The sequence below is a fragment of the Streptomyces coelicoflavus genome (assembly GCF_003112555.1).
In the GTDB taxonomy this organism is placed as follows: domain Bacteria; phylum Actinomycetota; class Actinomycetes; order Streptomycetales; family Streptomycetaceae; genus Streptomyces; species Streptomyces coelicoflavus.
Genome location: NZ_BEWB01000006.1, coordinates 124950 through 138218 on the forward strand (window position 1 = coordinate 124950; position 13269 = coordinate 138218).

The following is a 13269-nucleotide window of genomic DNA, read 5'->3' on the forward strand; positions in this document are numbered from 1 at the left end:
AGAACGAAGGGCGGTCACCCTCGACGAGGGTGACCGCCCTTCGGCTGTGCCGATAGCCTGTGCCCGTCCCGTGCGAAGGGGCGTCGGGGTGGGGGAACGGGCGCCGCGTGGTGCCTGTTCGGGGAGGGGGACGGGGCATGCTCCGTCGGGCCGAGCGTGTGCCGGAGGCGGCCACCCGCGGGAAGCGGCGCAGCCGGGTTCAGGTGTCCGTCGTCCTGGTCGCCTATCTGGGCGGCATCGCCGGGCTGGCGCTGGCGGGGGAGACGTTCCGGTTGGTCATGTGGGCGACCGGTACAGGGCCGCTCGCTCTCGGCGTCCTCCTCCTCGGAATCGGGCTCTCGGCGGCGCGCCGACGGCTCGCGCTGAGGAAGCGGGGGATCGGCGTCGTGGCGCGGTTCTCCCACGGCGGTGGGCAGAAGAAGTACTTCCGGTACACCGACCTTCAGGGCGGCGAACACGAGATCGTGGCCGACTACGCCACACCGACGCTCGGTGGTGGTCGTCCCGAGCGCATCAAGGTCGTCTACGACCCCGCGGAACCGGACCGGGCCGTCTGTACCTTGGCGACCCGGACCCTGGTGTGGCGAGGGGCGGGCATCGTCCTGCTCGGTGTGCCGGTGCTGCTCCTCGGGCTCTTCATGACGGTGGGACAAGTGGTGGGCCTGCTCGTTTGACCTGATGGCCGATGGAATTCCGAGCAGGGACATGTCGATGGCCGGTGCTTCTCATGCCTTTCGGGCTGAGAATCCTTTACGTGGAGACAAGTCAGAAGCGCAACGGGGTGAGCGGTGTGGCGACTTGTGTGGACCGCATCCATGAGGGCTGCACGGCCCGGCCGCGCAGGATCGTCTGCGTGTAGCTCACGCCCGAAGGGCGAGAGGTGCGCTGGGTCGTGGATGCCGAGCCTGATTTTCCGGGCCTCGGGGTTGCTGGGCGCGTACGTGTGGTGAACCTGTGAGTTCGGGTGGGCTGGGGGAGGGGAATGTGCTCGACGAAGAAGCGGTGCCGAACAGCGTGTTTGTCTCCGGAGCAATAGTCCTCGTTCTGAATTTCCTGATCTGGGGCGGGGCAGGCGGCTTCGGGACATTTCTGTGGGATTTCGCCGGGCGGGCCTCGAACTGCGGTCCGCGGGTCGGTGTGCCGTGCCCGGAGGGCACCGGGTACGGGCTGGCGGGGCCCTGGGTGGCATTGGTCGCCGCACTGGCGCTGCTGGCACATCTGTGGCGGGAGGGCGTCCGTGGGCCGATGCCGGCGGCCGTCGTGCCCTTCGTGCTGGGAGTGGTCCTCGGGGCGCGCTTCCTGTGGTCGGCCGTGTTCTTCGCCGACGACTCCGCGAGCCGGGCCGTCATGGCGGTCGTCGGAGTGCTGCTCGCGGCTCTGCCGGGTGCGCTCTACGGGCGGTGGCTGTTCGGCCGCTGGGGGGCCGCGCTGCTGCTGCGAGGGGTGCGGCTGGACCGCGGCGGCCCGGTGCCGGCGTCGGGACCCGCGCAGGAGAGCACGCGCAACGCCCTCCTCGCGCTGAGCCTGACGGGTGCCGTGCTGGGCTGCGTCGGCGGGGTGGCGCTGGTCTGACCGTCGGCGGTGCCGCCGGGAGCCTGAGGAGATCTGGACGAAGCAGGGCGAAACGGGCGCGGTGGCCGGTGTCGCCCATTTGTTTTGACCGCAGCGAATGCGATAGGTACGCTCAGACCTTGTGCCTGGGGTGTGCCCTGGCCTCGTGCGTGCCTACAACCGCACCGGGGCCGTATGTGGCCACCGCATTCCGCGTCTCCTACCGCCTCGCGGGCGGAGCCCGCGGTTTCGACACACCCGACCGCGTGGGTCGGTGGCGTTCCAGGTTAGCTTCACCATTCGGCACACAGAAACCGGAGAAGTAGTGCCTACGATCCAGCAGCTGGTCCGGAAGGGCCGGCAGGACAAGGTCGAGAAGAACAAGACGCCCGCACTCGAGGGTTCGCCCCAGCGTCGTGGCGTCTGCACGCGTGTGTTCACGACCACCCCGAAGAAGCCGAACTCGGCCCTGCGTAAGGTCGCGCGTGTGCGTCTGACCAGCGGGATCGAGGTCACCGCTTACATTCCGGGTGAGGGGCACAACCTGCAGGAGCACTCCATCGTGCTCGTGCGCGGCGGCCGTGTGAAGGACCTGCCGGGTGTTCGTTACAAGATCATCCGCGGTTCCCTCGACACCCAGGGTGTCAAGAACCGCAAGCAGGCCCGCAGCCGCTACGGCGCCAAGAAGGAGAAGTAAGAATGCCTCGTAAGGGCCCCGCCCCGAAGCGCCCGGTCATCATCGACCCGGTCTACGGTTCTCCTCTGGTGACCTCCCTGATCAACAAGGTGCTGCTGAACGGCAAGCGCTCCACCGCCGAGCGCATCGTCTACGGCGCCATGGAGGGTCTGCGCGAGAAGACCGGCAACGACCCGGTCATCACGCTCAAGCGCGCTCTCGAGAACATCAAGCCGACCCTCGAGGTCAAGTCCCGCCGTGTCGGTGGCGCGACCTACCAGGTCCCGATCGAGGTCAAGCCGGGCCGTGCGAACACGCTCGCCCTGCGCTGGCTCGTCGGTTACTCCCGCGCCCGTCGCGAGAAGACCATGACCGAGCGTCTGCTGAACGAGCTCCTCGACGCCTCCAACGGCCTCGGCGCCGCTGTGAAGAAGCGCGAGGACACGCACAAGATGGCCGAGTCCAACAAGGCCTTCGCGCACTACCGCTGGTAGTCGCTACCCACATCGAGACCGAGAGAAGACTGAAGCCTTATGGCTACCACTTCACTTGACCTGGCCAAGGTCCGCAACATCGGGATCATGGCCCACATCGACGCGGGCAAGACGACCACCACCGAGCGGATCCTGTTCTACACCGGCGTCTCGTACAAGATCGGTGAGGTCCACGACGGCGCCGCCACGATGGACTGGATGGAGCAGGAGCAGGAGCGTGGCATCACGATCACGTCTGCTGCGACCACCTGTCACTGGCCGCTCGAGGACAACGACTACACGATCAACATCATCGACACCCCGGGGCACGTCGACTTCACCGTCGAGGTGGAGCGTTCCCTGCGTGTGCTCGACGGTGCCGTGACCGTGTTCGACGGTGTCGCCGGTGTCGAGCCCCAGTCCGAGACGGTGTGGCGTCAGGCCGACCGTTACGGCGTGCCCCGCATCTGCTTCGTGAACAAGCTGGACCGTACCGGCGCCGAGTTCCACCGCTGCGTGGAGATGATCTCGGACCGCCTGGGCGCCCAGCCGCTCGTCATGCAGCTCCCGATCGGTGCCGAGGCCGACTTCCAGGGCGTCGTGGACCTCGTCCGCATGAAGGCGCTCGTGTGGTCCGCCGACGCGGCCAAGGGCGAGATGTACGAGACCGTCGACATCCCGGCCACGCACACCGAGGCCGCCGAGGAGTGGCGCGGCAAGCTGGTCGAGGCCGTCGCGGAGAACGACGAAGAGATCATGGAGCTGTTCCTGGAGGGCCAGGAGCCCACCGAGGAGCAGCTGTACGCCGCGATCCGTCGTATCACCATCGCGTCCGGCAAGTCCGACGAGACCACGGTCACCCCCGTGTTCTGCGGCACCGCGTTCAAGAACAAGGGCGTCCAGCCCCTGCTCGACGCGGTCGTGCGCTACCTGCCGACCCCGCTCGACGTCGAGGCCATCGAGGGCCACGACGTCAAGGACCCCGAGGCCGTCGTCAAGCGCAAGCCGTCCGAGGACGAGCCGCTGGCCGCGCTGGCGTTCAAGATCATGAGCGACCCGCACCTCGGCAAGCTCACCTTCGTCCGGGTCTACTCGGGCCGCCTGGTGTCCGGCACCGCCGTGCTGAACTCCGTCAAGGGCAAGAAGGAGCGCATCGGCAAGATCTACCGCATGCACGCCAACAAGCGTGAGGAGATCGAGTCGGTGGGCGCCGGCGACATCGTCGCCGTCATGGGCCTGAAGCAGACCACCACCGGTGAGACGCTGTCCGACGACAAGAACCCGGTGATCCTGGAGTCCATGGACTTCCCGGCGCCGGTCATCGAGGTCGCGATCGAGCCCAAGTCCAAGGGCGACCAGGAGAAGCTGGGTGTCGCCATCCAGCGTCTCGCGGAGGAGGACCCCTCCTTCCAGGTTCACACCAACGAGGAGACCGGCCAGACCGTCATCGGCGGTATGGGCGAGCTTCACCTCGAGGTGCTGGTCGACCGGATGAAGCGCGAGTTCAAGGTCGAGGCCAACGTCGGCAAGCCGCAGGTCGCGTACCGCGAGACGATCCGCAAGACCGTCGAGCGCGTGGACTACACCCACAAGAAGCAGACCGGTGGTACCGGTCAGTTCGCCAAGGTGCAGATCGCGATCGAGCCGATCGAGGGCGGCGACGCCTCGTACGAGTTCGTGAACAAGGTCACGGGTGGCCGCATCCCGAGGGAGTACATCCCTTCGGTGGACGCCGGTGCGCAGGAGGCCATGCAGTTCGGCATCCTGGCCGGCTACGAGATGACGGGCGTCCGCGTCACGCTCATCGACGGTGGCTACCACGAGGTCGACTCCTCCGAGCTCGCCTTCAAGATCGCCGGTTCGCAGGCCTTCAAGGAGGCCGCGCGCAAGGCTTCGCCCGTGCTCCTGGAGCCGATGATGGCCGTCGAGGTCACCACGCCCGAGGACTACATGGGTGAGGTCATCGGCGACATCAACTCCCGCCGTGGCCAGATCCAGGCCATGGAGGAGCGTGCGGGCGCCCGTGTCGTCAAGGGCCTCGTGCCCCTGTCGGAGATGTTCGGCTACGTCGGCGACCTCCGCAGCAAGACGTCGGGTCGCGCAAGCTACTCGATGCAGTTCGACTCCTACGCCGAGGTTCCCCGGAACGTCGCCGAGGAGATCATCGCGAAGGCCAAGGGCGAGTAACGGGCCACTCCGTTCAACGGACCCCGTGAACACGCTTTAGGCTTGACCCCGGAGCCTGCAAGGGGCATTCCGTCGCCAACCCGGCGGAATGCCCCGGGCCCGGGTTTCCCAGCAAAGATCACCTGGCGCCGATGAGTAAGGCGTACAGAACCACTCCACAGGAGGACCCCAGTGGCGAAGGCGAAGTTCGAGCGGACTAAGCCGCACGTCAACATCGGCACCATCGGTCACATCGACCACGGTAAGACGACCCTCACGGCCGCCATTACCAAGGTGCTGCACGACGCGTACCCGGACCTGAACGAGGCCTCGGCCTTCGACCAGATCGACAAGGCTCCCGAAGAGCGCCAGCGCGGTATCACCATCTCCATCGCGCACGTCGAGTACCAGACCGAGGCGCGTCACTACGCCCACGTCGACTGCCCCGGTCACGCGGACTACATCAAGAACATGATCACGGGTGCGGCGCAGATGGACGGCGCCATCCTCGTGGTCGCCGCCACCGACGGCCCGATGCCGCAGACCAAGGAGCACGTGCTCCTGGCCCGCCAGGTCGGCGTTCCGTACATCGTCGTCGCCCTGAACAAGGCCGACATGGTGGACGACGAGGAGATCCTGGAGCTCGTCGAGCTCGAGGTGCGTGAGCTCCTCTCTGAGTACGAGTTCCCGGGCGACGACGTTCCGGTCGTCAAGGTCTCCGCTCTGAAGGCCCTCGAGGGCGACAAGGAGTGGGGCAACTCGGTCCTCGAGCTCATGAAGGCCGTGGACGAGGCCATCCCGGAGCCCGAGCGCGACGTCGACAAGCCGTTCCTGATGCCGATCGAGGACGTCTTCACCATCACCGGTCGCGGTACGGTCGTCACCGGCCGCATCGAGCGTGGTGTCCTCAAGGTCAACGAGACCGTCGACATCATCGGCATCAAGCAGGAGAAGACCACCACCACGGTCACCGGCATCGAGATGTTCCGGAAGCTCCTCGACGAGGGCCAGGCCGGTGAGAACGTCGGTCTGCTGCTCCGCGGCATCAAGCGCGAGGACGTCGAGCGCGGCCAGGTCATCATCAAGCCGGGCTCGGTCACCCCGCACACCGAGTTCGAGGCCCAGGCCTACATCCTGTCGAAGGACGAGGGTGGCCGTCACACCCCCTTCTTCAACAACTACCGTCCGCAGTTCTACTTCCGTACGACGGACGTGACCGGCGTCGTGACCCTCCCCGAGGGCACCGAGATGGTCATGCCGGGTGACAACACCGAGATGAAGGTGGAGCTCATCCAGCCCGTCGCCATGGAAGAGGGCCTGAAGTTCGCCATCCGCGAGGGTGGCCGGACCGTGGGCGCCGGCCAGGTCACCAAGATCAACAAGTAAGCTCCGCTTGCTTGTCGGTCGACCCGACCTGACATGGGCTGATGCCTGAGAGGGCCCGTACGACTTCGGTCGTACGGGCCCTTTCGTCGTGTCACCCCGCGTCACTCGCGGGCGACCGCGCGACGGCGGCGCGGCAGCAGGGTGGCGGAGGTGAGGGACGCCGCCGTGGTGAGGGCCGCGCAGGTGGCCGCGGTGGTGGTGACGGCGGTCCACGGGAGGACCGGGGCGGCGGGGACCGCGAGCAGGTGCAGGGCCGCTGCCATGCCCGCCAGGTTGAGACCGGCGACCAGCAGGCCCAGGAGGGCGCCCACCGCAGTGACCGTCAGGGACTCGACGGCGAGCAGCCGCAGCACCTGTCGGTCGGTGGCGCCCGTGAGGCGCAGGACCGTCAGGTCGCGGACCCGGTCGGACGTGGCCGTCAGCATCGTGTTGACCACGGAGATCCCCGTGTAGAGCAGGGCGATGCCCAGGACCAGGAAGAGACCGGCCCGCGTCGTGCCCCGGGCACCGGGGGAGGCGGCCGCGGCCCACTCGTCGCCGCTCGCCACCCGTCCGCCCACCGGCGTCACCGCCCCGCGCAGCCCGGCGGCCACCGCGGCGGGGTCGGCGCCGTCGGCGAGGGCGACGTCCACCCGGTCGACGGGGGCGCCGACGGCGTTGGCCGCGGTGACGTAGACGCCGTTGTCGCCGGTGCCGGTGTGCATCACGGCGGCGATGCGCAGGGTCTTCCGCGTGCCGTCCCCGAGCCAGATCCGTACGCTCCGGCCGACCGTGTGCTCCGCCCACTCCTCGTTCACGACGATCGAGCGGTCGTCGAGGTCGGACACCCTGCCCGCGGCGAGCGGGAGCCGGGTCGTGGCGGTGAGGGCCTCGGGGTCGGCGACGGCACGCGCGTCGGACCTGATCAGGGCCACGCCGTCCTCCAGGGCGTACACCGCGGTCGACGAGGTCGGGGAGACCTCCGCCCCGGGCACCGCGCGCAGGCGGTCCACGGTCGCCGCGTCGAAGCCCGTACCGGACGGCGCCGTGACCACGAAGGCGGCCGCGGTCCGCTCCCGGACCTCGGCGGCCTTCGCCTCGTCCAGGGTCGCGACGGCGCCGAGCAGGGAGCCCGCGAGCGCGACCGTGACCAGCACCGGCGCCGCGACGGCCGAGGTACGGCGGACACCGGCCGCCGTGTTCTCCCGGGCCAGCAGGCCCGTGGCGCCCGGCAGCCGGGCCGGCAGCCAGGTGAGCAGCCGCACCGACGGGCGCACCACGGCCGGTGCGAGCAGCGCGACCGCGGCGATCAGCAGCATCGGGCGGGTCACGTACGTCTTGCGGTGCAGCAGGTCGCCGGGGTCGCCGGACAGGGCGAGCACGAGCGTGACCAGCGCGGTCAGCAGCAGCCCCGCCCCGCACACCCAACGTCCCCGGGTCATCGTCCCGGTGTCGACGGAGGCCTCGCGCAGGGCCTCGACGGGGCCGGTGCGGCCCGCCCGCCACGCCGCAGCCGTCGCGCCGGACAGGGCGACGGCGAGCCCCGTCCAGAACGCCATGTGGTACGGCCAGGTGTGCTCACCGATGGTGAACCACGCCGGTGCCAGGCCCTCCTCCACCACCTGTGCCGCCAGATGCGGCGCGGCGTACGCGCCGAGCAGGCAGCCGGTCGCGGACGCGAGCACGCCGACCGCGAGGGCCTCGGCCAGCACCGTCCGGCGCAGCTGCCCCGGCGTCGCCCCGGCCGTGCGGAGCAGCCCGAACTCCCGGCGCCGCTGCGCCACCGCGAAGGCGAAGGTGGACGCCACGACGAACACCGACACGAAGGCGCTGACGCCGCCGGCCGTGCCGAACAGGGCGTTGAGGGCGGTCAGCGCCTCGCGGTCCCGGTCGGGATCGGCGTCCGCGTACCGCCGGTCGTCCCCGGCGAGCACCCGGACGCCCGCGCTGCCCGGCACCGAGTCCCGTACGGCGTCCCGCACCGCCTCCCGTACGGCGGACACCTCCGCGTCGACGGCGAGCTGCACGCTGACGGGGGCGACCGCGGTGGCCCGCTCGTCGGTGAAGAAGACGGCGTCCTCGAAACCGAGGCCCGGCACGGTCCCCACCACCCGCAGCGTGCCCCGGTCCGTGCGCACCCGGTCGCCCGGCGCGGCCCAGCCGCCGGTGACGACGACCTCGTCGGAGGCGCGGGGCGCGCGGCCCGCGTCGATGCGGTACGGGGCGAAGGCGGCGGTGGACCAGGGGTGGCCCACCAGATCGCCGGGGCCGCGGTCGCCGCGGACGTGGACCGGGAAGGAGCGGTCCTCGACGACGGGGCCGAGGTCCTTAAACCGGGCCGTGAGCGCGTCCGGCACGGGGCGAGGCCGTGCCAGTTCCTTCGTGCGCTCCCCGGAGGGTGTTTGCACGCGCAGGGTGTCCTGCCCCCGGACCACCACCGGCGCGGCGGCGAACCGCTCCGGCGCACGCTTCGGCGCGTCGAGCGAGGAGGCGAGGGCCAGCCCCATCACGGTCAGCAGCGCGGCTCCGAGCGCCAGGGCGATGAAACTGCCGGTGAAGGCGAGCCGGCGGGTGCGGAGGGTGTGTAGGGCGGTGGTCAGCACGGGGGCCTCCGGCCGGGTCGGGGTGGATGGTGACGGTGCGGGCGCGGGGCGCGGGTGCGGGGTGCGGGCGCGGGGTGTGGGGCGCGGGGTGTGGGGCGGCGTCGGTGGGGTGTCCGGCGTTGCCGGGTGCCTCCCCCAGCGCCTGAACGGCCTGGGAGGTACCCCCAGCGCCCACCCGTGCCGCCCCAGCGGCACGACTGCCCGCAGCGGGGGGAGGAAGGAGGAGGAAGAGGGTCAGCTTGCGGCCTTTTCCAGGTGGGTCAGGTGGGTGGCGACCGTGTCTGCGGTCGGGGTGGCGAGTTCGCCGTGCACGTGGCCGTCGACCAGGAACAGCACGCGGTCGGCGTAGGAGGCGGCGACCGGGTCGTGGGTGACCATGAGGACCGTCCGTCGGGCGTCGTCGACCATGGCGCGCAGCAGCGTGAGCACCTCGCGGCCGGTGCGTGAGTCCAGCGCCCCCGTCGGCTCGTCGGCGAACAGCACCTCCGGGCGGGTGATCAGTGCGCGGGCCAGGGCGACGCGTTGCTGCTGCCCGCCGGAGAGCTCGGTCGGCCGGTGCCGGGCGCGGTCGGCCAGACCGACCTGGTCCAGTACCTCGCGCACCCGGCCGCGTGGCGGGCGGCGGCCGGACAGCCGCAGCGGGAGCGCCACGTTCTGCGCGGCGGTCAGGGACGGCAGCAGGTTGAACGCCTGGAAGACGAAGCCGACGCGTTCGCGCCGCAGCAGCGTCAGCCGCCGCTCGCTCAGCCCGGTCAGCTCGGTGCCGCCCACGACGACCGATCCCGACGTGGGCCGGTCGAGTCCGGCCGCGCACTGGAGCAGGGTCGACTTGCCCGAGCCGGACGGGCCCATCACCGCGGTGAACGTGCCGCGCGCAAAGGCGAGGGAGACGTCGTCGAGCGCCGTGACGGCGTTGTCTCCCAGGCCGTACCGTCTGCTGACGGAGCGCATGCGGACCGCATGGTCGCTGGTCATCTGTCCCCACTTTCCGGTCGGTGGCGCGGTGCCTTCACGAAACCGCGCGGGGCGGCACCGGCGCAGTGCGGCAGGGCCGAGAAGAGGGGTGGGGCAGGCCATACCCCCGGGACGCCCACTGGACCGATGGCCCGGACGGGCGCACGGGTTCTACGGTGATCCGCATGCACCCCCGCCCCCGCACCGTGTGGCAGGCCCTGTCCGCCCGCGGCTACCTGCTCTCGCCCTGGCCCTGGCGTGCCGTCGCCTACCTGGTGACCGGGGCGGTGGCCGGCGCCGTGACCCTGGTGGGTCTCGTGGCCGCACTCGCCGTCGGGGGTGTACTCGCCGTCGTCCTGGTGGGGCTGCCGCTGCTGGTGCTCACCGCCCTCGCCGGCATCCCGGTGGCCCGCATGGAACGGCACCGGCTGCGCCTGATCGACCGCGTCCCCGCCCCCGCCCGGGCCGTGCGGCAACCGCCCGCCACCGGTCCGTGGCCCTGGCTGAGCACGCGGCTGGTGGAGCGGGCGACCTGGCGGGAGCTGGGCCACGCGCTCCTCTTCGCCGTCCTGCTCTGGCCACTGGACGCTCTGGCAGTGGCCTTCGCCCTGGCCGCGCCCCTCTCCGTCACCGCCACCCCGTTGCTGATGGCCACGGCCGGCGGCGGCGAGGAGGCGAAGGTCCTCAAGCAGTGGACGGTCACCACCTGGCCGGCCGCGTTCGGCGTCGGGGCGCTCGGGCTGCTGCTCCTCGCCCTCGGCACCTACGCGCTGGGCCTGGCGGCGGGCGCGCGGGCCGAGCTGGCCCGCGCGCTCGTGGGCGCCCCGCGCGAGGGCGGCCCGGAGGCCAGGGTCGTCGAACTCGCCCGTTCCCGCGTCCGGTTGGTGGACGCCTTCGAGGCCGAGCGCCGCCGGATCGAACGCGACCTGCACGACGGCGCCCAACAGCGCCTGGTCGCCCTGACGATGGCCCTCGGCCTGGCCCGCCTGGACGCGCCGCCGGGACCGCTGGCCGACCAGTTGGCCAAGGCGCACGGCGAGGCGGGCCGGGCACTGGAGGAACTGCGCGAGCTGATCCACGGCATCCACCCCAAGGTCCTCGCCGACTACGGCCTGCCCGCGGCCGTCGCCGACGCCGCCGACCGCTCCGCCGTCCCCGTCGACGTCGCCCTGGAACTGCCCGGACGGCTGCCCCGGGCGGTGGAGGCCGCCGCGTACTTCGTGGTGCGCGAGGCCCTCGCCAACGTCGGCCGGCACAGCGGCGCCGAGCGGGCGGAGATCTCCGGCGGCCACCGCGACGGACGGCTGGTCCTCCGGATCCGCGACGACGGCCGGGGCGGGGCCGACGCCGCGGTGGGCAGTGGGCTGACCGGACTCGCCGACCGGGTGTCGGTCCTGGATGGCAGACTCTCCCTGTCCAGCCCGCCGGGCGGACCGACCCTGCTGAGCGTGGAGATTCCTTGCGAGTGGACCGAACGCTTCGCGTAGTGCTGGCCGAGGACAGTGTGCTGCTGCGGGACGGTCTGACCGGCCTGCTCGCCCGCTTCGGACACGAGGTCGTGGCGGCCGTCGGCGACGCCGAGGCACTCGTCGCGGCCGTCACGGAACACGCCCCGGACATCGTCGTCACCGATGTCCGCATGCCGCCCGGCTTCCAGGACGAGGGCCTGCACGCGGCGGTGCGGCTGCGCGAGGAACGGCCCGCCCTGCCCGTGCTCGTCCTCAGCCAGTACGTGCAACGGACCTACGCGTCCGAGCTGCTGGACTCCGGTGACGGCACCGGCGTCGGCTATCTGCTCAAGGACCGCGTCGGCCAGGTCGAGCAGTTCGTCGACGCGCTGGCCGAGGTCGCGGACGGCGGCACGGTCGTCGACCCGGAGGTGGTACGCCAGTTGCTGCGCCGCCGCCGGGACCCGCTGGAGCGGCTCAGCCCGCGCGAGCGCGAAGTGCTGGCCCTGATCGCGGAGGGCAGGTCCAACGCGGCCGTCGCCCGCGAACTCGTCGTCTCCGAGGCGGCGGTGGGCAAGCACATCGGCAGCATCCTCGCCAAGCTCGACCTGCCCCCGGCGACCGAGACCCACCGCAGGGTGCTGGCGGTGCTGACGTATCTGCGGGCCTGACGCAGCCTGCGCCCGAGGGCCGATGCACGGCGGCGGGTGTACGGGTTCGGTCACAAAAATCGCACGGAACGGCACTGCCCCTCCATATGTCGGCACGATGGAGCGCCAAAAGCCCCGACCGCACCGCGACCAGGAAAGTGTGCCCGTGAGTTCCGTCCCGCCCTCCGACCGTTCCGACGACGAACCGGCCCCCTCCATATCCGACGAGCAGTTGGATGCCTTCCTGCGGGAGGCCGCCGAGGACGGTGGACGTTCCGCTCCCAAGGAGCCGTCGGCGCGGGCGCGGATGGTGACGGCACGGCTGCGGGAGCAGGAGGAGCCGGCGCCCTGGCGTGGCCCGCAACCCGCCCCGAGGCGTCGGCGCCGGTGGGGTGCGGTCGTCGGCGTGGTGGCGCTGGCGGCGGTCGCGGTGATCGCCCTGCGGCCCTCCCTGGTCACGGACCACTTTCCCGGCGGGGACGCGGAGGCCGCCGCATCGCCGACGCCGCTGGCCGCCGAGACGGCGCGGCCCACCGGCGCACCCGGGGGGAGCGACGGGTCGGAGCAGGCCACGCGCGAGCACCCGTTCCGCGGCTCGCCCGCCCTGCGCTGGGCCGACGGCGCCGACGCCATCGAGGTGCCGGAGGCCGAGGCGGTGGCCGGGATGAGCAAGGCCGACGCGGAGCTGGCCCTGCGGCGCACCAAGGAGTTCCTGGTCGCCGCCAACCTGGACCCGGACGTGATCGCGGGCGGGCGGCCCGAGAAGGCGCTCGGCCTGCTCGACCCCCAGGCGCAGAAGGACCTGCTCCCGGACCAGCGGCGGGGACTGCGCGAGCCGTCGCGCGAAAACGACCCCGTCGGGCTGTTCAGCCGGTTCGACCCCGACGAGGTGCGGCTCGCGGGCGACGTGGTCAAGGTGCGCGGGCGGATGTCGCTGGCCGGCGGGAAGCCGGGCGAGATCAAGGTGCACGCCGACTACACCTTCGTGTACCCGCTGGTGAGGGCCGACGGCGGCGACCACGTCGAGCGCACCATCGTGCGCCGCCAGATCACGACGCTGCTCCTGGACCCCGACCGCTGGTACGCGACGCCGGGCAGGCTCGCGATCCACGAGTACAAGGTCAACACGTTCAACACCGCGTGCGCCGTGTACGACGGCTACCTGCACCCCGTCTTCCCCGAGGACCGGAAGCAGGGGACGGGCCCCTCCGTCGACCCGTACGACCGCAGCGGCGGGATGAGGGACACGCAGGGGGAGGAGTGCGGCACAGTCACCCGCACCTGAGGACCCTGAAACCCGAGGACCACGGCCGCACGACGACGTGACCGGGCCCGGGCGCTCTCCCTCACGCACGCCCGGACCCGTCCCCCGTTGTCCCCTGT

At 71.4% G+C, this 13269-nt stretch carries 11 protein-coding genes; 9 read left to right on the forward strand and 2 right to left on the reverse strand.

The window, feature by feature from the left end:
• The first annotated feature begins 137 nt into the window (after positions 1-137).
• The 6 genes from Sco07f_RS15380 to tuf all read left to right on the forward strand — a co-directional run bounded on the left by Sco07f_RS15380 (position 138) and on the right by tuf (position 6252).
• The gene (locus Sco07f_RS15380; RefSeq protein WP_174855364.1) at positions 138-674 is read left to right on the forward strand and encodes a hypothetical protein; all 537 of its coding nucleotides are present in this window, start codon (positions 138-140) and stop codon (positions 672-674) included.
• 508 nt (positions 675-1182) lie between these two features.
• Positions 1183-1572: a hypothetical protein gene (locus Sco07f_RS15385; RefSeq protein ID WP_244942059.1), complete on the forward strand. Its 390-nt coding sequence runs from the start codon at positions 1183-1185 to the stop codon at positions 1570-1572.
• A 304-nt stretch (positions 1573-1876) separates the two neighbouring features.
• Complete coding sequence (gene rpsL, locus Sco07f_RS15390) at positions 1877-2248, forward strand: 30S ribosomal protein S12 (RefSeq protein ID WP_003948652.1); 372 nt, start codon at positions 1877-1879, stop codon at positions 2246-2248.
• 2 nt (positions 2249-2250) lie between these two features.
• Complete coding sequence (rpsG, locus tag Sco07f_RS15395; protein ID WP_003974303.1) at positions 2251-2721, forward strand: 30S ribosomal protein S7; 471 nt, start codon at positions 2251-2253, stop codon at positions 2719-2721.
• A 39-nt stretch (positions 2722-2760) separates the two neighbouring features.
• Positions 2761-4887: an elongation factor G gene (gene fusA / locus Sco07f_RS15400; protein WP_007443929.1), complete on the forward strand. Its 2127-nt coding sequence runs from the start codon at positions 2761-2763 to the stop codon at positions 4885-4887.
• Positions 4888-5058: 171 nt separating this feature from the next.
• Entirely contained in the window at positions 5059-6252 is a 1194-nt protein-coding gene (gene tuf / locus Sco07f_RS15405; RefSeq protein WP_007443930.1) for an elongation factor Tu, read from the forward strand.
• A 101-nt stretch (positions 6253-6353) separates the two neighbouring features.
• Here the strand turns inward: tuf and Sco07f_RS15410 are convergent, their stop codons facing one another.
• Positions 6354-8834: an ABC transporter permease gene (locus tag Sco07f_RS15410; protein WP_167468110.1), complete on the reverse strand. Its 2481-nt coding sequence runs from the start codon at positions 8832-8834 to the stop codon at positions 6354-6356.
• A 234-nt stretch (positions 8835-9068) separates the two neighbouring features.
• Positions 9069-9809, reverse strand: coding sequence for an ABC transporter ATP-binding protein (locus Sco07f_RS15420; RefSeq protein ID WP_108988169.1), 741 nt, complete (start codon positions 9807-9809; stop codon positions 9069-9071).
• 164 nt (positions 9810-9973) lie between these two features.
• On the opposite strand from Sco07f_RS15420, the gene Sco07f_RS15425 reads away from it, so the two are divergent.
• The 3 genes from Sco07f_RS15425 (at position 9974) to Sco07f_RS15435 (ending at position 13171) form a co-directional block, all read left to right on the forward strand.
• The gene (locus Sco07f_RS15425) at positions 9974-11275 is read left to right on the forward strand and encodes a sensor histidine kinase (RefSeq protein ID WP_108988170.1); all 1302 of its coding nucleotides are present in this window, start codon (positions 9974-9976) and stop codon (positions 11273-11275) included.
• Entirely contained in the window at positions 11275-11907 is a 633-nt protein-coding gene (locus Sco07f_RS15430) for a response regulator (protein ID WP_007442150.1), read from the forward strand. The genes Sco07f_RS15425 and Sco07f_RS15430 overlap by 1 nt, the downstream gene beginning before the upstream one ends.
• Before the next feature lie 145 nt (positions 11908-12052).
• Positions 12053-13171: a hypothetical protein gene (locus tag Sco07f_RS15435; protein ID WP_108988171.1), complete on the forward strand. Its 1119-nt coding sequence runs from the start codon at positions 12053-12055 to the stop codon at positions 13169-13171.
• Positions 13172-13269 lie beyond the last annotated feature (98 nt).

Bases quoted from the DNA above. Each gene is read 5' to 3' on its own strand.
- Sco07f_RS15380 (WP_174855364.1), top strand. From the start codon at position 138: ATGCTCCGTCGGGCCGAGCGTGTGCCGGAGGCGGCCACCCGCGGGAAG.
- rpsG (WP_003974303.1), top strand. From the start codon at position 2,251: ATGCCTCGTAAGGGCCCCGCCCCGAAGCGCCCGGTCATCATCGACCCG.
- fusA (WP_007443929.1), top strand. From the start codon at position 2,761: ATGGCTACCACTTCACTTGACCTGGCCAAGGTCCGCAACATCGGGATC.
- Sco07f_RS15420 (WP_108988169.1), bottom strand. From the start codon at position 9,809: ATGACCAGCGACCATGCGGTCCGCATGCGCTCCGTCAGCAGACGGTAC.
- Sco07f_RS15425 (WP_108988170.1), top strand. From the start codon at position 9,974: ATGCACCCCCGCCCCCGCACCGTGTGGCAGGCCCTGTCCGCCCGCGGC.